At 62.6% G+C, this 25,065-nt stretch carries 22 protein-coding genes; 9 read left to right on the plus strand and 13 right to left on the minus strand.

Going from position 1 to position 25,065, the window contains the following annotated elements:
- Complete coding sequence (locus VPH40_RS27410; protein WP_099666128.1) at positions 1 to 849, minus strand: hypothetical protein; 849 nt, start codon at positions 847 to 849, stop codon at positions 1 to 3.
- A gap of 176 nt (positions 850 to 1,025) precedes the next feature.
- On the opposite strand from VPH40_RS27410, the gene VPH40_RS27415 reads away from it, so the two are divergent.
- Together VPH40_RS27415 and VPH40_RS27420 are read left to right on the plus strand one after the other, a co-directional pair.
- Entirely contained in the window at positions 1,026 to 1,598 is a 573-nt protein-coding gene (locus tag VPH40_RS27415; protein WP_305063428.1) for a GNAT family N-acetyltransferase, read from the plus strand.
- Positions 1,595 to 2,332: a metallophosphoesterase family protein gene (locus VPH40_RS27420; RefSeq protein ID WP_328574995.1), complete on the plus strand. Its 738-nt coding sequence runs from the start codon at positions 1,595 to 1,597 to the stop codon at positions 2,330 to 2,332. The genes VPH40_RS27415 and VPH40_RS27420 overlap by 4 nt, the downstream gene beginning before the upstream one ends.
- On the opposite strand, the gene VPH40_RS27425 is transcribed toward VPH40_RS27420, so the two are convergent.
- From VPH40_RS27425 to VPH40_RS27445, 5 genes are all read right to left on the minus strand, one after another.
- Positions 2,333 to 3,676: a sigma-54-dependent transcriptional regulator gene (locus tag VPH40_RS27425; RefSeq protein ID WP_077398169.1), complete on the minus strand. Its 1,344-nt coding sequence runs from the start codon at positions 3,674 to 3,676 to the stop codon at positions 2,333 to 2,335.
- Positions 3,669 to 5,579 carry a sensor histidine kinase gene (locus VPH40_RS27430; RefSeq protein ID WP_289900512.1) on the minus strand — a complete coding sequence of 637 codons (1,911 nt, stop codon included), beginning with the start codon at positions 5,577 to 5,579 and terminating at the stop codon, positions 3,669 to 3,671. The genes VPH40_RS27425 and VPH40_RS27430 overlap by 8 nt, the downstream gene beginning before the upstream one ends.
- A 121-nt stretch (positions 5,580 to 5,700) precedes the next feature.
- The gene (locus VPH40_RS27435) at positions 5,701 to 6,693 is read right to left on the minus strand and encodes a porin (protein WP_328574996.1); all 993 of its coding nucleotides are present in this window, start codon (positions 6,691 to 6,693) and stop codon (positions 5,701 to 5,703) included.
- A gap of 108 nt (positions 6,694 to 6,801) precedes the next feature.
- The gene (locus tag VPH40_RS27440; RefSeq protein WP_077398166.1) at positions 6,802 to 8,115 is read right to left on the minus strand and encodes a dicarboxylate/amino acid:cation symporter; all 1,314 of its coding nucleotides are present in this window, start codon (positions 8,113 to 8,115) and stop codon (positions 6,802 to 6,804) included.
- 384 nt (positions 8,116 to 8,499) lie between these two features.
- Positions 8,500 to 10,833: a catecholate siderophore receptor Fiu gene (locus VPH40_RS27445; protein WP_328574997.1), complete on the minus strand. Its 2,334-nt coding sequence runs from the start codon at positions 10,831 to 10,833 to the stop codon at positions 8,500 to 8,502.
- A 292-nt stretch (positions 10,834 to 11,125) separates the two neighbouring features.
- On the opposite strand from VPH40_RS27445, the gene nudC reads away from it, so the two are divergent.
- Together nudC and folE are read left to right on the plus strand one after the other, a co-directional pair.
- The gene (gene nudC / locus VPH40_RS27450) at positions 11,126 to 11,965 is read left to right on the plus strand and encodes an NAD(+) diphosphatase (RefSeq protein WP_328575027.1); all 840 of its coding nucleotides are present in this window, start codon (positions 11,126 to 11,128) and stop codon (positions 11,963 to 11,965) included.
- A gap of 74 nt (positions 11,966 to 12,039) precedes the next feature.
- Positions 12,040 to 12,603, plus strand: coding sequence for a GTP cyclohydrolase I FolE (folE, locus tag VPH40_RS27455; RefSeq protein ID WP_099666133.1), 564 nt, complete (start codon positions 12,040 to 12,042; stop codon positions 12,601 to 12,603).
- A 57-nt stretch (positions 12,604 to 12,660) separates the two neighbouring features.
- On the opposite strand, the gene VPH40_RS27460 is transcribed toward folE, so the two are convergent.
- Positions 12,661 to 13,479, minus strand: a complete 819-nt coding sequence (locus VPH40_RS27460; protein ID WP_442906697.1) for an AraC family transcriptional regulator — start codon at positions 13,477 to 13,479, stop codon at positions 12,661 to 12,663.
- 194 nt (positions 13,480 to 13,673) lie between these two features.
- Between VPH40_RS27460 and VPH40_RS27465 the strand changes: the two genes are divergently transcribed.
- Positions 13,674 to 14,111, plus strand: a complete 438-nt coding sequence (locus VPH40_RS27465) for a hypothetical protein (protein ID WP_077398163.1) — start codon at positions 13,674 to 13,676, stop codon at positions 14,109 to 14,111.
- Here VPH40_RS27465 and VPH40_RS27470 read toward each other — a convergent pair.
- Both VPH40_RS27470 and VPH40_RS27475 read right to left on the minus strand, forming a co-directional pair.
- Positions 14,105 to 14,470 carry a hypothetical protein gene (locus VPH40_RS27470; RefSeq protein ID WP_046683244.1) on the minus strand — a complete coding sequence of 122 codons (366 nt, stop codon included), beginning with the start codon at positions 14,468 to 14,470 and terminating at the stop codon, positions 14,105 to 14,107. The two genes, VPH40_RS27465 and VPH40_RS27470, sit on opposite strands and share 7 nt — an antisense overlap.
- Positions 14,471 to 14,543: 73 nt before the next feature.
- Complete coding sequence (locus VPH40_RS27475; protein ID WP_218965295.1) at positions 14,544 to 14,972, minus strand: EamA family transporter; 429 nt, start codon at positions 14,970 to 14,972, stop codon at positions 14,544 to 14,546.
- A 288-nt stretch (positions 14,973 to 15,260) separates the two neighbouring features.
- Here VPH40_RS27475 and VPH40_RS27480 point away from each other — a divergent pair, with 288 nt between their 5' ends.
- Positions 15,261 to 16,907, plus strand: coding sequence for a methyl-accepting chemotaxis protein (locus VPH40_RS27480; RefSeq protein WP_289900508.1), 1,647 nt, complete (start codon positions 15,261 to 15,263; stop codon positions 16,905 to 16,907).
- A gap of 16 nt (positions 16,908 to 16,923) precedes the next feature.
- On the opposite strand, the gene VPH40_RS27485 is transcribed toward VPH40_RS27480, so the two are convergent.
- Positions 16,924 to 17,349 (minus strand): hypothetical protein, encoded by a 426-nt coding sequence (locus VPH40_RS27485; RefSeq protein WP_328574999.1) that lies wholly within the window; start codon positions 17,347 to 17,349, stop codon positions 16,924 to 16,926.
- 188 nt (positions 17,350 to 17,537) lie between these two features.
- Here VPH40_RS27485 and VPH40_RS27490 point away from each other — a divergent pair, with 188 nt between their 5' ends.
- Positions 17,538 to 18,236 (plus strand): glutathione binding-like protein, encoded by a 699-nt coding sequence (locus tag VPH40_RS27490; RefSeq protein ID WP_328575000.1) that lies wholly within the window; start codon positions 17,538 to 17,540, stop codon positions 18,234 to 18,236.
- Between the two features lie 7 nt (positions 18,237 to 18,243).
- Here the strand turns inward: VPH40_RS27490 and uraH are convergent, their stop codons facing one another.
- Together uraH and VPH40_RS27500 are read right to left on the minus strand one after the other, a co-directional pair.
- A complete protein-coding gene (gene uraH / locus VPH40_RS27495; protein ID WP_328575001.1) occupies positions 18,244 to 18,654 on the minus strand; it encodes a hydroxyisourate hydrolase in 411 nt (136 codons plus the stop codon).
- Between the two features lie 11 nt (positions 18,655 to 18,665).
- Entirely contained in the window at positions 18,666 to 19,160 is a 495-nt protein-coding gene (locus VPH40_RS27500) for a GlcG/HbpS family heme-binding protein (RefSeq protein ID WP_328575002.1), read from the minus strand.
- 138 nt (positions 19,161 to 19,298) lie between these two features.
- Between VPH40_RS27500 and VPH40_RS27505 the strand changes: the two genes are divergently transcribed.
- Complete coding sequence (locus VPH40_RS27505) at positions 19,299 to 20,009, plus strand: heavy metal response regulator transcription factor (RefSeq protein WP_289919929.1); 711 nt, start codon at positions 19,299 to 19,301, stop codon at positions 20,007 to 20,009.
- The gene (locus VPH40_RS27510; protein ID WP_305054717.1) at positions 20,006 to 21,415 is read left to right on the plus strand and encodes a heavy metal sensor histidine kinase; all 1,410 of its coding nucleotides are present in this window, start codon (positions 20,006 to 20,008) and stop codon (positions 21,413 to 21,415) included. The genes VPH40_RS27505 and VPH40_RS27510 overlap by 4 nt, the downstream gene beginning before the upstream one ends.
- Before the next feature lie 138 nt (positions 21,416 to 21,553).
- Here VPH40_RS27510 and VPH40_RS27515 read toward each other — a convergent pair whose 3' ends face one another.
- Entirely contained in the window at positions 21,554 to 24,892 is a 3,339-nt protein-coding gene (locus tag VPH40_RS27515; protein WP_328575003.1) for a DEAD/DEAH box helicase, read from the minus strand.
- Between the last annotated feature and the right edge of the window lie 173 nt (positions 24,893 to 25,065).

The raw sequence follows: 25,065 nt of genomic DNA on the forward strand, positions 1-25,065 counted from the left end.
TTAGAAGCGCACTTTCACATACGCCGACGGCCCCGTCAGGCGCACGTTCAGGTCGGCATCGCGTTCGCTGTCGCGGTGCAGCTTGATTTTCGAGATGCCGTAGTCGGCCACGAAACCGATATTTTTGAACGGAAACCATTCCACGCCAATATTGCCGCCGTAGATGTGGCCGTTGATGCGCCCGCCGTTTTTCTTGATGCCCGACGCTTCCGCGTACATGCGCAAGTCCGGTGTAAACGCATGGCGCCAGCCCACTTCCAGCAGCGGCGCAAACGCGTGCTCGCCGATGGAATCGCGCGCCGTGGCCGTCTCGCCATTGACGATGCCGGTGGCCGTGCCGTTCAGGCTGGCGTGGTAGTAGGCGGCGCCCAGGCCGATGCCGAAGGTGTCGTTGCCGCTGCCCAGCCACCATTTATAGGCCAGCTTGGCCAGGTCCAGTTTTAAATCGGCATTCGCCGTGGCCGTGCCCGTGACGGGCTGGCCATTGATGATGGTGTCGCCTGTCAGGCTTGGCGTGTAGGATTTGTCGTAACGGTAGTAGTCGAATGCCAGGCCATGGCGGTCGCCGATCAGCAAGTCCGCCTTGATGCGGGGGATGGTCGTGTGGCTTTGCTTCGATTCGGGCGCATCGATGCGGCCAAACTGCGTGTCGGCGCCGATATTGATGCGCGGATCGGCGGAAAACGCCCCTACCGAGATACTGACGCGATCCAGCGCGGGCGACGGTTCCGCCCGCGCCGTGGCGGCGGCCGTGGCGACGCCCAGCACGCCCAGCATCATGGTGCTGCGCAAGGCAAGATGGCGCAAACGTGGCGGGGTCAGGCGGGCGGGGACGGGCGTGGCAAACATGGGGCTACTCCTCAAAATAAAGTGAACGGGCCGCGACGTCGGGGCGGCTGGCGTGATGCGGTAATGCAATGAGGAAATGGTAGCAATTGTTACTTTTGGATCACGTAGCCGCACGACGCAACTGGCCGTCGGACTTGTCCTACCCGATGTCACCATTAGTCAAGAGAGGAAAAAACATGCAACAGATCATCGAACTGACGACGCCGCGCTTGCTGCTGCGCCAATGGCGCGACAGCGACCTGGCGCCATTTGCGGCCCTGAATGGGGACCCTCGCGTGATGGCCTGCTTTCCCGCTACCCTATCGCGCGAGGCCAGCGACGCCGTGGCGCAGCGTTGCCGCGGCCTCATCGCCGAGCGGGGTTGGGGATGGTGGGCTGTGTCCTTGCGCGAAAACAATACCTTCATCGGCATGACGGGACTGCATATTCCCGACGCGCAATTGCCGTGCTCGCCATGCGTGGAAATCGGCTGGCGCCTGGCCTTCGATTACTGGGGCAAAGGCTACGCGCAGGAAGCGGCGCAGGCCGCCTTGCAGGCGGGTTTTACCCATTTGCAATTGCCGGAAATCGTCTCGTTCACCGCCTTGCCCAACGTGCGCTCGAGCGCGCTGATGGGGCGCCTGGGCATGCATCGCGATGCGGCCACGTTCGAGCATCCGGCCCTGCCGCCTGGCCACCGTTTGCGCACGCATTGCCTGTATCGGCTGACGCGCGCAGAATGGTGCGCACGGGAGGGAGTCACATCATGAAAATCGCCGCCATTTCCGATATCCACGGCAACCTCGATGCGCTCGAAGCCGTGCTGGCCGACATCGCCCTGCGTGGCGTGGACGTGATCGTCAACCTGGGCGATATCGTCTCGGGCCATCTGCAGCCGCGCGCCACGGCGGCGCGCCTGATGGGGCTGGACTTGCCCACCATCCGCGGCAACCACGAGCGGCAATTGTTCGGCGACCCGGCCCGCATGGGCGTGTCGGACGCCTTTGCGCGCGCGCAACTGCTGCCTGAACAATTCGCGTGGATCAATGCCCTGCCTGCCACCTTGCGCTTGCGCAAGGATGTGCTGCTCGTGCATGGCACGCCGCAAAGCGATCTCGTGTATTTTCTCGACAGCGTCACGCCGCAAGGCAGCCGCGCCGCCACGCCGGAAGAGGTAGCCGAGCGCGCGGGGACGACGGACGCGGCCCTGATCCTGTGCGGCCACACGCACATGCCGCGCCAGGTGCGCTTGCCCGATGGCCGGCTGGTCGTCAATCCGGGCAGCGTGGGCTTGCAAGCCTACGACGATGACCATGGTTATCCGCACGTGATGGAAAACGGCACGCCGCATGCGCGCTATGCGATCGCCGAGCAGGGTGCCGATGGTGCCTGGACGGCGCAGTTGCACGCCGTGGCATATGACTGGGAAAAGGCGGCCCGGCTGGCGCTGGCGAACGGGCGGCCAGACTGGGTCACGCCCTTGCGCACGGGCCGGGTCGGCTGATCAGCGGAACTCTTCGGCCACCAGGTTGTACTTCTGCATCTTGTGGTACAAGGTTTGCTTCGGCAAGCCGAGCACTGCGCTCACTTCGCTGACGTTGCCGGAATATGCGCGTAGTTCCTGTTCGATCAGTGCGCGTTCGAAGCCGTTGACCTGTTCCGCCAGCGACAGGGGACTGGCCAGTCCGGCCGCCAGCAAGCTCGAGGCGCCGCCGGCGATGCCCAGCACGAAGCGGTCGGCGATATTGCGCAGCTCGCGCACATTGCCGGGCCAGGAATGTGCCATCAGGTTGCGCATCTGCGCGCTGGAGACGACGGGCGCGGCGCGGTTGTAGCGGGCGGCGGCGGCCAGCACGAAGTGTTCGAACAGGATGGGAATGTCCTCGCGTCGTTCGCGCAGCGGCGGCAGATGCAGCACGATCAGATTCAGGCGGTAGTACAGGTCGCTGCGGAATTTCTGTTGCTGCGACAAGTCTTCCAGGTCCAGCTTGGCCGCCGCGATGACGCGCACGTCGACGGGCGTGGGCACGTTCGAGCCCAGGCGCTCGATATAGCGTTCCTGCAACACGCGCAGCAATTTGACTTGCAGGGACAGGGGCAGCGATTCGATTTCGTCGAGGAAGAAAGTGCCTTGATCCGCGTGCTCGATCTTGCCCACCTGCCGCTTGGCTGCGCCCGTGAACGCGCCCGGTTCGTGGCCGAAGACTTCGCTTTCAAAAATGCTTTCGGGAATCGCGCCGCAGTTGACGGCGACGAAGTTGTGCTTGCGGCGGTGGCTGAAGTCATGCAGGCAGCGCGCCACCATTTCCTTGCCCGTGCCCGTGTCGCCATAGATCAGCACGTCGGCCGGTTCGTCGGCAACGTCGAGTATCAGGCGCCGTATGTCGCGCATCGCCACGGAATTGCCCAGCAGGCGCGCTTCGATGCCGCCACCGTCCTCGAGTTGGCGGCGCAGGCTGTGCACTTCCAGGGTCAGGCGCCGCGTTTCCAGCGCGCGCAGGATGACGTCGACCAGTTGCTCGGACGAATACGGTTTTTCGATGAAATCGTAGGCGCCCGTGCGCATGGCGTGCACGGCCATCGTAATGTCGCCGTGGCCCGTGACGAGGATCACGGGCAGGTTGGCGTCCAGCGTCTTGACCGCCTGCAGCAATTCCAGGCCGCTCATGCCGGGCAGGCGCACGTCGCTGACGACGATGCCGGGGAAATCCGGCGTCAGCAGTTTATAGGCCAGCTCGGCCGAGTGAAACGCCAGCACGTCCAGGCCGGCCAGTTGCAGCGCCTGCTCGCTGCCTTCGCGTACGGTGGGGTCGTCCTCGACCAGCAAGACCTTCAAGCCGTCAAACATGTTTTTCCTCCTGCGTTGCAATCTGTAGTTCGATGGTGAAGATGGCGCCGCCGCCGGGGGCGTTTTCGGCGCGCAGCACGCCGCCGAACTGGCGCGTGATCTGTTCGGAAATGGCCAGCCCCAGTCCCAGCCCCAGGCCTTGCGGCTTGGTGGTGAAGAACGGTTCGAACAGGTGTTCGCACACTTCCGTCGACAGGCCAGGTCCCGTGTCGGCCACGTGGATCAGCACGTGCTCCTGCGTGCATTCGACGGCCACGCGCAGGCTGCGCACGTCGCTGCCGTTCATGGCGTCGAGCGCGTTGGCGTACAGGTTCACCAGCACCTGTTCCAGGCGGTTGCTTTCGCACATGGCGAAGATGTCTTCGGGCGGCAATTGCAAAGTAAAACGCACATTTTCCACCTGCAGCCGGCGTTCGACGAGGAACAGGGCGTTGCTGATCGCCGTGGGGATCGACACGGAGGTCAGGCTGGTGGTCGACTTGCGTGCAAAAATCTTCAATTGACCCGTAATGGTCCCCATCCTGGCCGCAATTTGCGAGATCTTCGCCAAGTTGCGCCGCGCGTCGTCGAGCCGTCCCCGTTCGAGCAGGATGACGGCATTGTCGGACATGGTGCGCAGCGCCGTCAGCGGCTGGTTGAGTTCATGCGTGATGCTGGCGGACATTTGCCCCAGCACGGCCATCTTGCCAGCTTGAAACAGTTCGTTTTGCGTGATGTGGAGTTTTTGCTCGGCCTTGCTGCGCACGTCGATTTCCTGGCTCAGGCTTTGCGTCATGGCATTGAGTTCCGACGTGCGTTCCTCGACCATGGCTTCCAGGTTGTCATAGGCATGCTGCAAGTCTTCGCGGGCGCGCAATTTTTGCGCCACGGCCGCGCGGCGCTGGCGCAGGTAAAAGAACAGCAACATGAAAAAGCCCAGCAGCACGCAAGAGAAGGCGGCCGCCGCGCGCGCGCTGGCCTTGGCCTGCGCCAGGTCGGACAGGTAAATAAACGTCCAGCCTTGCGGGGACTTGAGCTTGATCTGCGTCATGACGCTGGAGCTGATCTTCGGCGGCGTGTCGGCGTGTTCCTGCTCGCGCACGCTGATCACGCGGGCGCCATTGCCCAGCTGGCGGTCGGAAACGAAGGGGATGGCTGCCAGCTGCTTCGAATAATACTGGCGCGTGCGGTTGAGTTCCTCGACGATGGCGGGCGACAGCGGCGCCAGGGTCTTGTATTTCCAGTCCGCCATGGAGCTGAGGAATATCACGCCGTGCTCGTCGGCCAGCATGACCTTGTCGGCGCCCTGCACCCAGCGTTTTTCCAGGTTTTCCAGGTTCACCTTCACCGTTGCCAGGCCCAGCATGTGGCCATTCTGGTAGATGCCGTGGGCAAAGAAATAACCGGGCTCGAGCCGCGTCGTGCCCACGCCATAGAAGCGGCCCGGCGTGCCGCGCAGGGCGTCCTGGGCGTAGGGGCGGAACGAGATATTGTCGCCAATAAAGCTGTCGGGCTGCTGCCAGTTGCTGGCGGCCCGCGTGTTGCCGTCGAGGTTGCTGATGAAAATGGTCGATGATTTCGCCTGAGCATTCATTTGCTCGAGGTAATGGTTGACCGTATCGACCAGCACCGGGTCTTCCGGATGCTGCAGCAGGCGGATGACGTCGCGGTTCAGTTCCAGCGTCTTGGGCAGGAAGTCGTATTTCTCCAGCGCATTTTCCAGGCTGCTGACATATACCTCGAGGCGCTGCGCGCCGCTGGCCTGCAGCTTGCCGATGGCGATGCGTTCGGTCCAGAAATACACGAGCCAGACGGTGGCCAGACAGGCGGCCAGCACCACGCCCCAGGCCAGCGTTTCGCGGCCCGACCGTTGCGACAGGCGCTGGCGCCAGGAAAGGGAGGGTTTCGTAGTACTGCTATTCATAAAATCAGCTGCCAACTTGCAAGAACCCACAGTATCGCATTTAAATATTGCGTAAAAAGAAAAAGCCGCCGGATATGCATCCGGCGGCTCACACTTCTATGTCACGGACAGCTCGACGTCCTTAGAAGGTATGGCGCATGCCCAGGTTAAAGCCGCTGTTGCCAGTGCCATTGTCCGTGGCATTGCCGACGACGAAGGTGGCGCCGTTCTTGTTGCTGATGTGGCCGTAACCGGTGTACAGGTCGCTGCGCTTGGACAGGGCGTAGAAGGCGCCGATGGCCCATTGCTGGGCGTCACGGTTGGCATTGCTCTTGTCGTTGTGGCGGATGTAGGACGCGACCAGCTTGGTGGCGCCGAACGGTGCGCTGAAGCCGACCAGGATGTCGTTGCTCTTGCTGTTGTCGAGGGCGCGGTTGTCGGCGTAGCCGAAGTTGCCTTGCAGCACGCCAAAGTCGTAGCGCGTGGCCAGCAGGGTGTTGCGCGTTTGCTGGGTCGCCAGCGCATTTTCCTTGCGGTGGTGCGTCAGGGTCACGTTCAGCGGACCGTCGATGTAATGCACGGCGCCGCCCATGCTGCGGTTTTTCGCATTGTCGCCAGCTACTTCGCCAAAGCCATACGCCAGGTCGGCCGACAGGTGGCTATAGGTCGGCGTGGTGTATTGCACCATGTTATCGACGCGGATATTCGTCACCATCAGGTTCGATGCCGTGCCGGCCAGGCCGATGACGAACGGATCGGCCACGTCGCGCAGGGCCAGGTAGTACGGGGAATATTGGCGGCCCAGGGTGACGGCGCCGGCGCTGCCGGTCAGGCCGACATATGCCTGGCGGCCGAACAGCAGACCGCCCTGGCCCGAGGTGCCGGTGTCGATATTGAAGCCGCTTTCCAGCACGAAGGTAGCGGCCAGGCCGCCGCCCAGGTCTTCCTTGCCCTTGAAGCCGATGCGCGAGCCGGAAGCGACGCCGGAAGCGACGCGGTTCAGGCGGTCTCCAGCCGCATCCTTGTCGAACACCAGGCCGGCGTCAGCCACGCCGTAGATGGTCACGCTCGATTGGGCCATGGCGCCAGTGGAGGCTGCGCCGAGGGTCAGCAGGGTAAACAGGACTTTTTTCATGAAAATCTCTCTAATAAGTTGGAATGACTACTGATCGCACTACCTGACTGCTTGTTACTCAACATCGACAACAAATAAATGGCCCGCTTGTGGCGGGCCATGGCGCTATCAGGCTTTGCTAGCGTGATCCGCTTCGCCCCAATGGCTTTCCGTGTTCAGGCTGGCCGCGTTGGCCGCGGCGGCTTCTTCCTCGGTGGCCAGGCCACCTTCCCACTTGGCGACGACGGCCGTGGCGACGGCATTGCCGACCGCGTTGGTGGCCGAACGGCCCATGTCGAGGAATTGGTCGACGCCCATCAACAGCAGCAAGCCCGCTTCCGGAATATTGAACTGGTTCAGGGTAGCGGCAATCACCACCAGCGAGGCGCGCGGCACGCCGGCCATGCCTTTCGAGGTCAGCATCAGCAGCAGCAGCATGGTGATCTGGGTGCCGATCGACAGGTCGATGCCGTAGGCTTGCGCAATGAACAGCACGGCAAAGGTGCAGTACATCATCGAACCGTCGAGGTTGAAGGAGTAGCCCATTGGCAACACAAAGCTGGAAATCTTGCGGTCCACGCCGAACTGGTCGAGCGCCGTCAGCAGTTTTGGATAGGCCGCTTCCGAGCTGGCCGTCGAGAATGCCAGCAGGAATGGTTCGCGGATCAGGCCGACCAGTTTGAAGATGCGCGGGCCGATGACCACGAAGCCGGCGCCGATCAGCAGGGCCCACAGGCACAGCAGGCCTACGTAGAAACCGCCCATGAACTTGGCAAACGTGACCAGCACGCCCAGGCCGTGGGTGGTGATGACGGAAGCCATCGCGGCGAACACGGCCAGCGGGGCCAGGTTCATGATGGTGCCGGTGATGCGCAGCATGACTTGCGCCAGTTGGTCGACGACGGCCGTCAGGGTCTTGCCCGATTCGCCCAGGCCGGCCAGTGCGCCGCCGAAGAAGATCGAGAATACCAGTACTTGCAGGATTTCATTGTTGGCCATGGCCTCGATCGGCGACTTCGGCACCAGGTGCGTGAAGAAATCTTTCAAGGTGAAGGCGGCCGTTTTCAGATTGGTCGACGCGTGGATGTCCGGCAATGGCAAACCGAGGTTGGTTCCCAGCTGCATCAGGTTCGACAGCACCATGCCCAGCGCCAGCGACACCAGCGAGGCCACCACGAACCAGCACATGGCTTTCAGGCCGATGCGGCCCGCCGTCTTGCCGTCGCCCATGTGGGCGATACCGACGGTCAGGGTGGAGAACACCAGCAGCGCAATGATCATCTTGATCAGGCGCAGGAAGACGTCGGTGACGATGGAAATATTGCCAGCGATTTGAGCGCTGAGCTTGGCATCAGGGAAAGCGGTGTTGCATCCATAGCCCACGGCAATGCCGAGGATCATGGCAATCAGGATGTACAGGGTTAATGGCCGTTTCTTTTTCATTTTGACTCCTCCGGTGAAACGCCGCTGTGAGCGGATTATTGATAGCGAGCAACTCAAGCTTGGAGTCAATATTTCTCAAAAACAAGCCCTTGCGTGCCAGCGATTATTTGCAGCAAAACCTGTACATAGCAAAGGATATGCCTGAAATGGGAATTTGGAACCTAACTTCTTAAGTTGTTGATTTAAGGAAGCTTTTTTGTTGTTTAGATGTCGCAACTTGGCGTGCTTGCGCGAAATATTGGACGCGATGGGATATCGCTGTATGACTTTTCATACGCTAGTCGTGGCAGGGCGGCGGTGCGCCAAAAAGACAAGATTATCAGGACAATAAAAAAGCCCCTCCGAAGAGGGGCTTGATGTGACGCAATGCGTGTTCTCTTGACGTTAGAACTTGATATTCGCCGTCAGACTGAACGAACGTGGCTGGCCCGGGGTGTAGCGGAAGCCGGATTTGTTGATGGCCGCCACATAGGTCTTGTCGGCCAGGTTGTAGGCGTTCAACTGCACGTCGAGGTTTTTGTTGACGGTGTAGGTTGCCATGGCGTCGAAGACCCAATAGGCATCCACGCGGGCCGGCGTGCCGACGGCGCCGTCGGTGCCGCGTAGCATTTCACCCACGTAACGCGCGCCGCCGCCGATCTTCAGGCCAAACGGCAGGGTGTACGAAGTCCAGCTGGTGAACGCCTGTTTTGGCGTGTAGGTGAGGCTCTTCTCGCCGCTGGCCGTGAAGACCTTGTTCGACTCGACCTTGGTATTCATGCGGGTATAGCCGGCGCTGACCAGCCAGTTCGGCATGATCTCGCCCACCACGCCCAGTTCCAGGCCTTGCACGCGCTTCTTGCCGGTCTGGTAATAAATGGTCGAGATGACAGGATCTTGCTCCACTTCATTCTTGACGGTGGTCTGGTAGACGGCGGCCGACAGCGACAGTTTTTGCTTCAGGAAGTCCCACTTGGTGCCGATTTCCTTGGTGATGGTTTCCTGCGGGTCATATTTCGGGTTTTGCGCACTGCTGGCGGCGGTGCTGAGGTCACTGTTAGTGCCCGGTGGCGCTTTCGACGTGGCCAGCAAGGCATATACGCTGCTCTCCGGCGTCGGCTTGTACATGGCCGAGATCTTGCCGTTGACCAGGGTGTCGCTCAGGGTCAGGTGGGTGGGAATAGGCGTACCGACCGGCAATTTTTGCACCTGGTCCTTGGCTACGGCCGCTTGCAGGGCGACGGCGTCATACGTGGTGTTGAAATGGTCGAAACGCACGCCGCCGTTGAAGAGCCACTTGTCGCCGAACTTGATGGTGTCGAATACATACAGGCTTTGCGTGTTGACTTCGCGTTCGCTGAAAGCGCCGCTGCGCACGGGGTTATGGCCGGTGACGGTGTCGCGCGGATTCGGGTGGTACAGGTTCGCTGCCGGCAAGGTGCCCAGGGTGGCGGGCACATAGCTGTAGTTGGTCTGTTTTTCGCTGATGAACTCGGCGCCGGCTACCACGGAGTGCTTCAGCACGCCCGTGTCGAATTGCGCGCTGACCACGGTCTGGTTGGTCAGGATCGTGTTTTCCTGGTCCTTCACGGTGCGCAGCGAGCGCTCCAGCGTCCAGGTCGACGGATCGGTGGTGACCGGTGTCTTCAGGTTGCCCATGCTGCCCATGAAGGCCGTCAGCAGGTAGTCCTGCTGGGTCTTGCCGTAGCGCGTGGTGTTCTGCAGCTGCACGTTGGGCGAGAAATCATGGTCGATGCGCAAGGTGCCCATGTCGGCCTTGATCTTGTCGTAGTCCGAGGTGGAACCGTAGAAATTCTTCGGATCGACCCTGGCGGCGCTGTTCAGGAAGCTGCGGATGATCGGTTGATCCTTCGTTGGAACGTCCGGCGTCGAGTAGCCAGGCAAGCCGATGGTCGGCACGCCGCCGTCGGGCACGTTGTTTTGATCCACGTGCAGGTAGCTGGCCGTGATGCGCGTCGGCTTGCCGATGCCGAAGGTGACGGTGGGCGCGAAGGCCCAGCGCTTGTTCTTGACTTCATCGCGTGCCGGGTTGCCGCTGTCCTGCGTCATCAGGTTCAGGCGCAAGGCCGTGCCCGTATCGCTGTCGAGGATGCGGTTCCAGTCGGCCGTGGCGCGTTTCTGCTTGCCGCTGCCCGCCGTCAGCAGCGAATTGAATTTGTTTTCCATAGTGGCCGTCTTGCTGACCAGATTGATCGAGCCGGTCGGCGAGCCGCGGCCGCTGTCGGTGCCCGCCGGGCCCTTCAAGACGTCGATCTGTTCGATGTTGAAGACGTCGCGCGAAATGGAGCCCACGTCGCGCACGCCATCGACATAGATGCTGCCGGACGAATCGAAACCGCGCATGTAGACGGCGTCGCCCGTGTTCGTGTTGCCGTTTTCACCGAGGAAGAAAGTGCCCACGCCCGGCGTGTTGCGCAGCGCATCCGTCAGGGTCAGCGCGCCTTGCTGTTCGATCAATTCCTTCTTGATCACGACGATGGTTTGCGGCGTGTTGACCAGCTCTTCCGTGTATTTCGGCGACGAGGCTTTCTCGGCCTTGAAATCATTTTCCTTGGAACCAATGACCTTGACTTCGTTCAGGGTTTGCTGCGATGCAGGCGCGCTCTGACCGGCCGGATCGGCGGCCTGGGCGGCAACGGGCAGCAGCATCACGGCCAGGGCGGCGCCGATGTGCTGGTTGAAACGGGATTGGACGTGTTTGCGGCTCTTGATTGCCATCTTGCTCTCTCGATAAGGTCAGGGTAGTGGTTCCTGGCTGGCTGCGCGACGCTGTGCTGTGGCAAGCGGGCAAGTGGCTGGCGATGGACGGGTTGGCAGACATTGTAATTATTGGGCGCTAATTCGTAAATGAGAATCGTTATCAGTCTCGTTTACGCAACGGATTGGGTGTGCCGTAAAAAAAACACTGTCATGGCCCATGAATGCTTGCTTTGCTGCATGGCCGCTGCTACGCGCGCAGGCGTCCGGCAGCGGGAGTATGATGAGCAACCTTTACAAATTTCCGCCAAGCATGCTGCAGACACCCGATGCCTTCGTCCCCCTGATCGATCCTCCCGAACCGGCCCCGGCGGCAGCCGACACGCTCACCTTCGTCTTTCACCGCGGGCGTTTATTGTTGCGCACGCCCGAGCTGACCCTGCCCACTGCTGTCGAGGCGGCCGCGCTCGATATCGACCTGAGCCGCGCCCAGCCCGTGGGCTTGTGGCAGGGCCGCTATTGCCGGACCGTCTGGACGGATGACGAGGCCTTGCCCGCCGACGGCCCCCTGGCCTGGCACGGCATGCGCTCGCTGTTCCATGCCGTCGACGATGCTTTCCTGGGCCTGGCCAGCCGCGCCGCGCAGCTGGCCGAGTGGGCGCGCACGCACCGTCATTGCGGCGTGTGCGCCACGCCCATGCAGCGCACGCGCGGCGAACGCTGTTTCACCTGCGCCGCCTGCGGCATGCTCGCGTATCCGCGCATTTCGCCCGCCATGATGGTACTCATCCGCAAGGGCGAGCAAGTGCTGCTGGCCATGCACAAGCATTCGCCATCGCAGCGTTTCAGTCCCCTGGCCGGTTTCCTGGAAGCGGGCGAATCGATCGAGGAAGCCGTGCACCGCGAAGTGATGGAAGAGGTGGGCTTGCGCGTGCATAACCTGCAGTACTTCATGAGCCAATCCTGGCCGTTTCCCCATTCGCTGATGATCGCGTTTACGGCCGATTACCTCGATGGCGAGATCCGCCTCGACGAGAACGAGATCGCCGAGGCGCGCTGGTTCGGCCCCGGCGATGCCTGGCCGGAAGCGAGTTCCAGCGTGTCGATTTCCGCGCTGCTGGTGCAGGCGCACCGCCCGCCGGCAGTGCCGTAAAGCGGGGGCTGCTCAGGCAGCTTGCCGCATTTTCTATATACTGGCGGCAATTGCAAATTTTAGGGTGGTTTAGCATGTCTCAAGAATTCTCCGAAAACGACTGGCGCCGGCTCATCAGCAGCTTTGGTGAAGATCCGCAGCGTCCTGGCTTGCTGGAAACGCCGGCGCGCGTGGCAAAAGCCTGGAAACATTGGACCTCCGGCTATGGCCAGGACCCGGTCGATTTGTTGAAAGCCTTTGAAGATGGCGCGGAACAGTACAACGAGCTGATCGTCGTGCGCGGCATCCCCGTCTACAGCCATTGCGAACACCATCTGGCGCCGTTTTTCGGCAAGGCCACCATCGGCTACGTGCCCAACGGCAAGATCGTCGGCCTGTCGAAACTGACGCGCCTCGTCGATTGCTTCTCCAAGCGCCTGCAAGTGCAGGAGCGTATGACGATGCAGATCGCCAATGCCTTGATGGAAGTGCTGGAACCGAAGTCGGTCGGCGTGGTCGTACGCTGCCGCCACCTGTGCATGGAAAGCCGCGGCATCCGCACGCCGGGCGAAGAAACCATCACCTCGGCCATGCTGGGCGAGATGCAGCCGAACCTGGCGCTGCGCACGGAGTTCCTGGCGCTGGCGCGCGAAGTGTGATGATTTAAGCGACAATGCAAGACGAAGGCGGCATATGCCGCCTTTTTTTATGCGTTTTTATATTCTCCTGGATTCCCGTTCCGCCAGGTAGCGGGCCGGCGGCTTGCCCACCGCCTTGCGGAACATGGTGACAAAACCGCTGGTATTTTCATAGCCGAGTTCCAGCGCCACGGCTTTCACGCTGCGCCCTTGCGCCAGCCGTTGCAAGGCCAGGATGACGTGCAATTGCCGGCGCCAGCGGCCCACGCTCATGCCCATTTCCTCCAGGGATTGCCGGGTCATGCTGCGCTCGCTCATGCCGATGCGGCTGGCCCACTCGGCCAGGGTGCGTTTATCGGCAGGCTGCGCCAGCAGCAGGGCGGCCAGGCGGCGCAGCCGCGCATCGCGCGGCATCGGCAAATGCAAGTCTTCCACGGGAGCGGCCGCCAATTCATCGAGCAGGGTGAGCACCAGGCGTTCCTGCGCGCCCTGCAGCGCGGCCAGGGTGGGGAAACCGGCCGCCTTGGCGATCAGTTCGCGTAGCAATGGCGAGACGGCCACGGTGCAGCAGACGGCGGGCAAGGCCGGCGCCATGCTTGGCTCGACAAACAGGCAATAACATTGCGCCTCGCCCACGCCCTGCGCCGCGTGCATCAGGCCGCCCGGTATCCACACGGCGCACTGGGGCGGCACGATCCACACGCCGCTTTCCACCTCGCAATGAATCACGCCCCGCGTGGCATACAGCAGCTGCCCCTTGCGGTGCTGGTGCGGCGCCTGCTCCGCATCCTCGCGCACGCTGGCCAGGCCCACGGCCAGCAAGGGACGCAGCACGCCATCGACATCGAAATCGAGGATGGAGGCGTCGTCGTCCAGGCCCAGGCGGGCCGTCAGCATGCTGGGCAAAAGGGGATGGGGCATGGGAAGACTTTGGCTGGATTGAATAATATTGTGGCTATTTTATGCAATGACGCGCAGCACTGCCAACGCTATCGTATGGGCATCCGCAGCCCCGCTTCCACGGCAACCGCCGCCGCCAGTGTTCTGATGAAGGTGAGGAGGAACGGCAACCCCCTTGAAGGAGTCATCCCATGCAACTCGATTTTTCCACATTCCCCCTCGTCTGGATGCGCCGCGACGGCGCGGCAGGTACCCAGGCCGATGTGCTGTTTGCCCAGTTCGACGCGCTGCTGGCCCGCCGGCAGGCGTTTGTCATCCTCAGCGAAGAAGGTTTTGACGAGGGCGGGCATGAACACCCGCAGGCGGAGCGCAAGCGCGCATCGCTGTGGATGAAGCAGAACAAGGCCGCCATCCGCGCGTATATCCAGGGCATGGTGTTGATCGAACCGAGCGCCGCCAAGCGCCTGGCCGGCAAGGCCTTTGCCGTTCTATTTGGCAAGTTCTGGGGCTATCCCCTGCATTTCGGCACCAGCCGCGACGATGCGCTCGACATCGCCCAGCATTTGCTCAGGGCGTGGCTGCCGCCGCAACTGCCGCCGGGCGGCGGCAGCACGGCTGCGCATCAGTAGCGGTAGTCATTAATAAAATGCTTGGTGAAGTTGTACTTGCTGCCGCCGTCGAGCAAGTCGACCAGGCGTTTCGGCGCCGAGGCCGACATGAAGGCGTCGGCCGCGCCGCCCGTGCTGCGGAACTTCATGCCGGGGCTGAGGATCTGGTTGGCGCCGATTTTCAGGTGCTGGAAGCTTTTCGTTTTTTCATTGTTGAGGATGAAGTGCAATTCCTGCTTGAACGTCAGGAAGGGGATCTTCAGCCACCAGCCTTCGTCCGTGCCATAGCTGGCGACGCTGGCAAAGTGCGTGTTCTTGTCCGTCAGGGTGGGTTTGCCCAGGCGGTCGTTGATGCGTTTCATGGCTTCATTCTTGGTCATGCTGTTCTTTCGTGATTCGATCTATGCGGCGTGCATTCTGACACAGGCGCGCCGCCGCGTGCCGTGGAATGCGTCACAGCAGCAAAATCAGCGAGCCGAGCACGATCAGGCCGCCACCGAGGGCCCCTTTCAGCGTGAACGGTTCGCCCAGCACCAGCCAGCCAGCCAGCATCACCAGCGCCACGCTGAGCTTGTCGACGGGCGCCACCAGCGACACGGGCCCCAGCTGCAGCGCGCGGAAATAGCATAGCCACGACAAGCCCGTGGCCACGCCCGAGGCGATCAGGCAGGTCCAGCCCACCCAGTTGCCGCCGGCGGGCCGCTGCCATTCCGCGCGCAGCGAGATGATGGCCGCCGTCACCAGCAGGATGACGCCCGTGCGTATCAAGGTGGCCATGTTGCTGTTCAGGTGGGCCACGCCCAGCTTGCCCAGGATGGCCGTCAGGGCCGCGAACACGGCCGACAGGATGGCAAAGCCTTGCCAGCTCATGGTGGTGGACATGGAACTCCTTGCGCGGTGGGGAATGGGAGTGACTGTAGCGTAAAAGAACGGCGGCCGCTGGCCCCAATTTTATTGCAACGCACCATCAATTCTCATCAATTGTCGCAACGCATTAACAACACTGGGCAAAATTCATTGCTTCCCGGCATTGTAAATATCGGTCGTTCGAGCGTATGCTGAAGCAGTCTGAACGGTGCCGCCAGAGCACCGTCGCCGCCGCATTCCTGGCCAGCCGAGCTGGAAGCGGGCCACGCCCCTTTGCCGCAAATAGATAGTTGGAGACACAGCATGAAGAAATTGACGTTCCAGCAAAAGTTATGGATTCCCCTGATTTGCAGCCTGTTGTGCATCACCGTTATTTTTGTCTATAACGCCCTGGAAGTGCGCAAGATCCGCATCGAAGAGCGCAGCGCCGACCTGAGCAATGCCGCCGACCTGGGCCTGGGCGCCGTCAAGATGTTCGGCGACCTGGCCGCCAGCGGCGCCCTGACGAAGGAAGAAGCGCAGAAGCAGGCCACGGCCGTCATCAAGAGCATGCGTTTCGGCGAGACCGGTTATTTGTCCATCATCAACCTCGATGCCGTCGTCGTGATGAATCCCGCCGCGCCGCAAACGAACGGCAAGAACATGTCGGATTTTAAAGATGCCAACGGTACTTATCTGTACCGCGACATCGTTACCGTCGGCAAGAGCGATGCGGGCAAGGGCTTCGTCCACTATTATTTCCCCCGTCCCGGCCAGAAAACCCCCGAACCGAAGATGAGCCGTGTGGTGGCCTACAAGCCATGGGCCTGGACCCTGGTGGTGGGCGTGTACATGGATGATATCGATGCGGCCTTCCGCCAGTCGCTGCTCACCTCGCTGGGCGTGCTGGTACTGGTATGCGGCTTGCTGGCGGCCGTCGTCGTGGTGATCAACCGCAGCCTGCGCCATGCGCTGGGCGGCGATCCCGAGTATGCGGCCGACGTGGCGGAAAAGATCGCGAATAACGATTTGAGCGGCGTCGTGCGCACGCATGCCAACGACCGCCACAGCGTGCTGTACGCGATGAAAACCATGCAGACCAACCTGGTCGATGCGATCAGCGAAATCCGCCACAGCGCCGAGACGATTGCCACGGCATCGAGCGAGATTGCCAGCGGCAATATGGACTTGTCGGCGCGCACGGAAATGCAAGCCAGTTCGCTGGAAGAAACGGCCGCCTCGATGGAGGAATTGACGTCGACCGTGACGCAGAACGCGGGCAACGCCGTGCAGGCAAATGAATTGGCGCAGTCCGCTTCCGCCGTGGCCCGCCAGGGCGGTGCCGTTGTGGCGCAAGTGATCGGCACCATGGATACCATCAACGCTTCGTCGCGCAAGATCGTCGACATCATCGGTGTCATCGACGGCATCGCCTTCCAGACGAATATCCTGGCCTTGAACGCGGCCGTGGAAGCGGCGCGCGCGGGCGAGCAGGGACGCGGCTTTGCCGTGGTGGCGTCGGAAGTGCGCAATCTGGCGCAACGCTCGGCCGGCGCGGCGAAGGAAATCAAGGAATTGATCGGCGCTTCCGTCGACAGCATCGCGGCCGGCAGCACCCTCGTCGCACAGGCGGGCACGACCATGGATCAGGTGGTCGCTTCCGTTTCGCGCGTGACCGACATCATGGCCGACATCACGGCCGCCTCGCACGAGCAAAGCACGGGCATCGGCCACGTCAACCAGGCAATCACGGAGATGGATAGCGTGACGCAGCAAAATGCGGCACTGGTGGAAGAGGCGGCGGCAGCGGCGTCGAGCATGCAAGACCAGGCGGCCGTGCTGGCGCAACTGGTGGCGCGCTTCAAGCTGTCGGCGCAGGAATCGGGGACGGCGCCGCGCCTGGCGGCAAGCTCGGCTGGCGCGCCACGCGCCGTGGCGAAAAAGCCGCTGCGCAGCCTGGCGGCGCGCTAGGGGTTTCGTTCAGGACTTACTGGGCGGGCGCCGCCGCTTGCGGCGCCGGTTCGAATTCCAGCTTGTCATCGACGACCATGAATTGCCCGATCGGCTGGCCCAGGTCGGCTTTCGGGTCGTTTTCCATTTCCGTCAGCTCATTGCAGGTATTCGTTTCCGCCTGCCACAGCTGCTTGCCCATGCGGATATTCCAGATGCCGTCGCCGGCCGCAAACAGCTCGACGGTGATGTCGGCCGGCGCATCCGTCGACAAGGTATGCAGGCGCTGGCATTGTGGCAAATTGGTCGCCATCAGCTGCACTTCCACCGTATCTTGCCAAAAATAACGTTGCTGGCGGCGCACGGTCAGGGAATGGTCTTGTCCATCGAACATATAGATGGCGAAGTCCTGGACACAGCCTGACAGCAGGACGGACAGCGTGACGATCAGGAGTTTGCGCATGGTCGGCTTTCTTTGTTTGTGCTCTGGAATGTCGGGATGCCTGCGTGACGGCGCGAGTGGGCGCTTGCCTCGCTTGGGCGCCGTCTTGTTTTTCGCTTACGTGGCATTATATCCATGCATATCAGTTGCGGCGCGACAATAGTGATGCGGAGGCCGCCTGCCCTACTTATCTACCTGGAAAGACCACGATGATCGACCTGTATTACTGGACCACGCCCAACGGGCACAAAGTGACGATGTTCCTGGAAGAAGCGGGCATCCCCTACAACATTATTCCCGTGCATATCGGCAAGGGCGAACAGTTCCAGCCCGAGTTTCTCGCCATCGCGCCGAACAACCGCATCCCCGCCATCGTCGACCAGGCGCCGGCAGATGGCGGCGCGCCGCTGTCCCTGTTCGAGTCGGGCGCCATTTTGCAATACCTGGCCGAGAAAAGCGGGCAATTCCTGCCGGACGACGTGCGCGGACGCGCCGAAGTCATGCAGTGGGTGTTCTGGCAAATGGGCGGCCTGGGCCCCATGGCTGGGCAAAACCACCATTTCGTGCAATATGCGCCCGAACCCATCGAGTACGCCATCACGCGCTACGTGAATGAAACGAACCGGCTGTATGGCGTGCTGAACAAGCGCCTGGCGGACCGTGCATTCGTGGCTGGCGACAACTATTCCATCGCCGACATGGCGATCTACCCGTGGATCGTGCCGCACGCCCGCCAGCGCCAGAAGCTGGAAGATTTCCCGCACCTGGCGCGCTGGTTCGCGGCCATTGCCGCCCGTCCCGCCACCGTGCGCGCGTATGCGCGGGCGGCCGAAATCAATGTGCAGCCGACCGTCAGCGGCGACGCGAAAAGCGTGCTGTTCGGACAGACGGCGAAGACGGTGGCGTGATCGACGGTCAGTTTCCCCGGTAAGTGGAAAAACCGAAAGGACTGAGCAGCAAGGGAATGTGATAGTGCTGGTCGGTCTTCTCCACGTGAAATTGCACGGGGATTTCCGGGAAAAAAGTTTCCTGTTTCAGGCGCGCATAGTGCTCGCCTGTTTTAAACACGATGCGGTAATCGCCCGCCTGCAAGGGCGTATCGGCCGGATACATGGCCGCGATGCGCCCCTGCGCATTCGTCACGGCGCTGCTCAATTGCTTCCAGTCATCTCCCTTCTTTTGCTCCAGGGTTACCGTCACGCCCGCCGTCGGCTGGCCGCTTTGCAGGTCGAGGATGTGCACGCTCAAGGGATTGGCGGCGGCCAGGGCCGTGCTGGACAGGCTGGCGAAGGCCAGGGCGGCGGTGATTTTTTTCAGACAGGTCATCGTTGTTGCTTTCAAGGTGGGGTGGAATCGAGTTCAGGGAGGGCGGCCAGCGCCGCCTGGGCGCAGGCACGGTCTTGCAGGGCGCCACCGCCACCGGCGACGCCGACGGCGCCAACCACTTGCCCCTGTGCCATCAACGGCAAGCCGCCGCCCAGCAGCAACAGTTCCGGCACGGTGGTCAAATTGCTCATGTCCGGATTGTTGCGGGCCGCCACGGCCAGCGCATAGGTATCGTTTTTGGTGGACAAGGCCGTGTACGCCTTGCGCCGGCTGGCTTCCGTGTTGTGCGGTCCGACGCCGTCGGCGCGCTGCACGGCGACGACATTGCCGCCATGGTCCAGTATGGTGACGACGATGTGCCGGCCCTGCGCCTGGCACGCGGCCATGGCCGCGCTGGCCAGCTTGTTGGCCGCCGCCAGCGACAGGTCATTGATATTGCGCAATTGCGCGTGGGCGGGACTGGCCAGCAGGCACAGCAGGGTACTGCCAAAAATAAGGGCTTTCATGTGGCGTCCAGGAAACAAGATGACGCCAGTATGGCCAGGCTTGCCCTACGGGAAGATGATCGCCGCATGACATTTTTATCATCCGCGGCGGCGTGCGTGCGGCGTAAAATGGTTTCATATTCCCATTAGAAAGCCGCCATGCGCATCCTGGTCATTGAAGACGAACCGAAGACGGGCGACTACCTGTTGCGCGGCCTGGCCGAGTCCGGTTTCACGGTGAGCCTGGCGCGCAACGGCCGCGACGGCCTGCACATGGCCGGCAGCGAGGCGCCCGATCTGATCGTGCTCGACGTCATGCTGCCCATCATGGATGGCTGGCAAGTCTTGCGCGCGCTGCGGCTGCAGGAGGGCGGCGCCGATGTGCCCGTGATTTTCCTCACGGCGCGCGACGAGGTGCAGGACCGCGTGAAAGGGCTGGAACTGGGCGCCGACGATTACCTGGTGAAACCGTTTGCATTTGCCGAACTGGTGGCGCGCATCCGCACCCTGTTGCGGCGCGGGCCACCGCGTGAAGACGACGTCATCCGCATCGGCGACATGGAAATCGATGTGATGAAACGCAAGGTCAGCCGGCAAGGCCAGCGCATCACCCTGACGGCCAAGGAATTCGGCTTGCTGCATCTGCTGGCGCGGCGCCAGGGCGAAGTGCTGTCGCGCTCCATCATCGCCTCGCAAGTGTGGGACATCAATTTCGAGAGCGACACCAACGTCATCGATGCGGCCATCCGCCGCCTGCGCAGCAAGCTCGACGACCCCTTCGAACCCAAGCTGATCCACACCTTGCGGGGCATGGGCTATGTCTGCGAATTGCGCGCGCCGACCGTACCCGACAGCGGCGCCGGCGCATGAAATTCTCGCAACTGCGCCGCTCGCTGACCCTGCGCGTCACGCTCGTGTTCGTGCTGATCGTGGCGCTCGTGTCGGCCGGGCTGGGCATGCATCTGTACCGTTCATTTGTGGCGGAAATCGAGCGCCGCGACGACATTTTATTGCTGGGAAAACTGCGGCAAATCCAGCAGTTGCTGGGCAATGCGGGCACCCTCGATATCATCCGCGAGCGGCCCCAGTATTTCCGCGACACCATGAGCGGGCAAGAGAATTCCCTGGTGCGCATCGTGCGCGCCGATGGCACGCGTTTGATCGATGTCAACCCGCACGGCGAGATGGTGGCGCATGCTGTTCCCGTGGCCGTCGATGTCCCCGTGACGGCCGGCGACATCGTCAGCTGGATCAGCCGCGACGGTTATCCGGCCAGGGTCGTGGCGGCCAGCGCGCGCATCGGCGATCCCGCGCAGATGGCCGACATTTCCGTCGCCCGGGTCTATGGCGACCGCACGGCCATGTTTGCCGCCTACCGCTGGCAGATCGTCGTATCGGTGGCCGTCAGCGCGCTGGTGGCGGCCTTGCTGGCCAGCGTGATGTTGTTGCGGGGATTGCGGCCGCTGCGCAATATCGCCGCGCATGCGGCTCTCGTGCGGCCGGGCAAGCTGGAGCAGCAACTCGATGCGCGCGGGGCACCGACGGAGCTCTTGCCCTTGATCCAGGCGCTGAACGCCATGCTGGCGCGGCTGCAGGAAGGCTATGCGCGGCTGTCGCAGTTTTCCGCCGATCTCGCGCATGAATTCCGCACGCCCGTCACCAATCTGCTGGGGCAAAGCCAGGTCATGCTGGCCCGGCCCCGCAGTGCGCACGAGTATGAACAGCTGGTGTCGTCGAATGTGGAAGAGCTGGAGCGGCTGTCGCGCATGATCGACAGCATGCTGTTCCTGGCGCGGGCGCAGCAGGATGAAATGGTGCTCGTCAAGCAAGTCTTGCCCGTGCAGGACGAGTTTTTAAGGCTGGCCGATTTCTTTGAAGGCTTGGCCGAAGAGCGGGAGCTGGCGCTGGCTTGCCACGGCAGCGGCGCGGTGACGGCCGAGCCGCAACTGCTGCGCCGCGCGCTGGGCAATTTGCTGTCGAACGCCATCCGCCACGCGGCGCCCGGCAGCACGATACTGCTGCGTTCGCACGCGACGAACGAGGGTGTGGAATTGAGCGTGAGCAACCTCGGTCCCGCCATCCCCGCGCGCCACCTGCCGCACCTGTTCGAGCGCTTTTACCGCGCCGACCCGGCCCGCAGCGATTCGGCCGCTTCCACCGGCTTAGGATTGGCCATCGTCACGGCCATCATGCAGTTGCATGGCGGCAGCGCGAGCGTGGCGTCCGACGCGGCCGCCACGACGTTTACCCTTGTTTTCCCCGTTGAGAACGCCTGATAAAACCGTAGCGAGCACAAGAGAGGTTCGGCGCCCCCATTGTGTCGAGACGCGGAACTGTGCGCAGGCACGGGGCCGCCGAGGCAGTGGGCATCGGAGGCGGCAAATCGCGATGCGCAGCAGGTTTGCTCAGGTGTTTTACCCCATTTCCACCAAAAACTCATGCATGCCCGTATGCGGCAATTGCGCGCAGGCTGGCGCAAAGTGCGGCAACTGTCCCCACAGCAGCGGGTTGCCGACGATATACACGTAATGCTGCGCGCGCGTCAGGGCCACGTTGAGCAGGTTCGGCGTGGCCGCCGCCCATTGCGCGGCGCCGGCCGTGCTGTCATCGGCGCCGAGGACCAGCATCACCACGCTTTGTTCCTTGCCCTGGAAGGTGTGCACGGTGCCCACCATCTGGCTGCTCCACTGGCGCAATTCGCGCGCCGTCGGCGCCTTGCCATAGCCGAGGCGGCGGTCCCAGTCCATATCGACGATGCGCGAACGCAATTCGTTGCGCACGGCCTTGAACGGCGTGATCACATACATGTCCGGCAGCTTGCCGTCGCGGCGGTACAGTTTCAACAGCACTTCCAGCACGAAATCGAGCTGCACGGGCACCACCTGCTTGTAGCTGACGGGGCCGACGGCGTCGATCCAGCAGCTTGGGCCACGCGTCAGGCCACGCGCGCCGGCCGGCGGCGTGCGCTCGGCCAGCCCGTAGACCATCTTGTCTTCGTAGGCGATGCTGTTGGCCAGCGAAAACATCGGTTCCACGCAGCGGCGGTGCACGCGCAGGGGGCTGCCGATCCACAGCGGCTGTGCGCTGCCGGCGCCGACGACGGCGCCATAGCGGTTGGCCTTGTCGGCCAGGGTCTGCACGGACACGGACGTTGGCGCATAGCTGCCATCGCGCGTGTGCGGCGACAGGGCGGATAAGGTTTGCACGAGGCGGCCCGGCACCGTGAATACGGGTTCGATCTGCAGCGGGTCGCCCACGACGACGGCGCGCTTGGCGCGCCACAGGCTGCCCAGCGCCGCTTGCGGCACGGCCTGGCCCGCTTCATCGATGAACAGCCAGCCCAGCGATTCGGGACCCATGCCCTGGAACTGGCGCGCGAACGAGGCAAACGTGGTCGACACGACGGGCACCACCATGAACAGGCTGTGCCACACCATGGCGATATGCGACTGGTCATAGGCGCGCTTGTTTTTCAGCAATTTGGAGACGGCCAGCAAGTTGCCGCCAAAGCCGGGTCCGCCCTTCTTCGCCACCTCGGCCAGCCACGCTTCATGCAGGGCCAGGGCCTTGGCGAACAGGCGCGAGCGCAGGCGGGCCAGCGCCGGTTCATGCCACAGGCCGCCAATTTGCAGGGCGTCGCCGTCCAGCGCTTCCAGTGACTCCGGAGCGACGATGGTGGGGAAGCGCATGCGCGCGCGGCGCAGCAGTTCAGTGCTGTCATCCCATTCGCGCTGGCGCGATTGCGCCGTGCGCAGGGCGATGTGCAGGCTGTTGCGGGCGCGCTCGCAGCGCGGCTCCAGTTCGCCTTTCAGCAGCAGCTTGATGGCGGACACGTCGCGCGCAGCCTGGCGTTGCGCTTCGGCATTGGCCACGACGGCATCCTTGTAGGCGCGCGCCGGGGCCGTGCGGAACAGGCGGGCAAAGAAACCGGGCTGCGTCAGCGCCACCAGGCGTTCCTCTTCCAGCAAATCCTTCTTGCTGGCGAGCAAGGTGTCCTGCTGCGTTAGCGCGCCGGACAGGGCGCCGTTGGCCGCATCCATTTCTTGTTCCGCGGCAATTAGCGCGTGCTGGCTGGCCTCGATGAAATCGGCTTCCGTGCAGGTACCCACGGTTTGCCACAGGGCCGCGTATTGGGCGTGTTCGGTCAGGGCCTTTTCCACCACGTGTTCCGTCTCGCGAAATTCGCGCGCGGCCTGGGCGAAGCTGACGCCCTGGTAGCTGGCCAGCCACTGGCGGATATTCTGCGCGTTCGGCGTCTTGCGCGGCGTGGTCTTGTCCCAGTCGTCGTCATAGAAATTGCTGACGAAGCGGCGGCGGTTCGCGCTGTTTCCCAGCGCACAGGACATCAAGCCCCATGGCGCTTCCGCCTCGCCCAGGGCGCGGTTGGCGCCATTGCCATCGGCCACGACCCGGCGCGCCACGCTTTCAAAATAGCGCGTGCGCGCCCATTCCTTGCCTAGCTGCTTCGGTTTTGGCAGGTCGCCGGAAATGTTTTCCACCGCCGCGTTATTCGACGAAGCGACGACCATTTCAAAGCCCGTCAGTTCCGGACGCAAGCGGGCGATGGTAATCGGGTCGCGCACGCCTTCGAAGGCCACGGCCACCTTGCCGATGAAGGCGTCGCCGGCGCGGTCCAGGCAAGACAGCACGCTGGCGCGGCGCACGATGTTGTCGGCGAACAATTCACGCAGCAAGGTCGTCTTGCCCGTGCCCGGTGGGCCGTTGAGGGAAAAAATGCCCCGTTCATGCAAGCCCGTGCGCGCGCCGTGGATGGCGAACTGCTGCATCAGGCTCATGGCGTAGCTGGCGTCTTCCAGCCAGTGCCCGCGGTTCATGTTGGCCGGATTGAGCATGGCGGCCAGCGCCTGGCGTCCGGCCGGGCTGTACAGGTCGATGCGTTCATCCTGTGCCAGCGGCGTCAAATAGGCGGCGACCGTCGCGGGCAGCTTGCCGCCACGCAAGGCGCGGATGATTTGTTCCAGGTCATCCAGGTAAAAACTGTTGAGGATATCGATCGAGGGTTCCACCGCGTCGCCGAAGTCCAGCGTGCGGTTCTGGCTGGCCTCCAGCGTATCGGCGTCCGTCGCGGCCACGCGTTTCTTGCGCGTGCGTAATTCCAGCACGGCCAGCGGCTGGCCGGCGGACGGGCGGAAACCGGCCCAGTCCATCAGCAGGTCGGCCAGGGCGGCGATTTCCATGCCGGACAGGGGCGACGAGACATTGCCCGCCTCGTCCGTCACCGGCTGCGGTGCGCGGCTGGCCGCGAAGTTGCGCAGGCTGTCTTGCAGCGCCAGCTGGCTGTCGCTGAAGGCGTCCAGGCTCAGGCCGGACCAGTCCGGCGTGCGGGCGCGGCCCAGGGCCCACGGCAAGGTCGACACGGAGACGGGATCGAACTGTGGCTCGCCCAGCGCATTGAGGTTCAGGCGGGCAAAGCACGAGCGTCCCAGCAGTTCTGTTTTTTCTGTTTCGGCAATGTTTTCCGGGCCGTTGGCCGGCGGACAAGCCTTGTTGATTTCGGCCTTGTCGAACACGCCGAGGAACAGGCTGAAGCCGTCGATCTCGCGGTCGGACGGCACTTGCCATTGCGTGGCGAACTGCGGCGGCAATTGCGCCAGCTGTTCGCGCTGCAGGAGGCGCACGGTGGACGGGTCTTCAACGTCCGTGATTTGATTCAGGTCAAACGGGATAAAGAATTCGATCTTGTGCCAATACTCCAGGATAGCCAGGAGGCGCTGCTGTTCTGCCTGATTCATGATGACCAATATTTTGTAAAGCGAGCGAGGATTGTAAAGCGTATGCGCGGTGCACGTTTTGCACTTTTGTCTATTGCGCGGGCTTTGCCGCAAAAAAAGTGATGATTGCGGACGAAAAAAAGCCAGGCAGCAACTTCCTGCCTGGCTTTCCCGTGGTGAGGATGTTGCTATTG

This window comes from Janthinobacterium sp. P210005 (assembly GCF_036231865.1).
In the GTDB taxonomy this organism is placed as follows: Bacteria; Pseudomonadota; Gammaproteobacteria; order Burkholderiales; family Burkholderiaceae_D; genus Janthinobacterium; species Janthinobacterium kumbetense.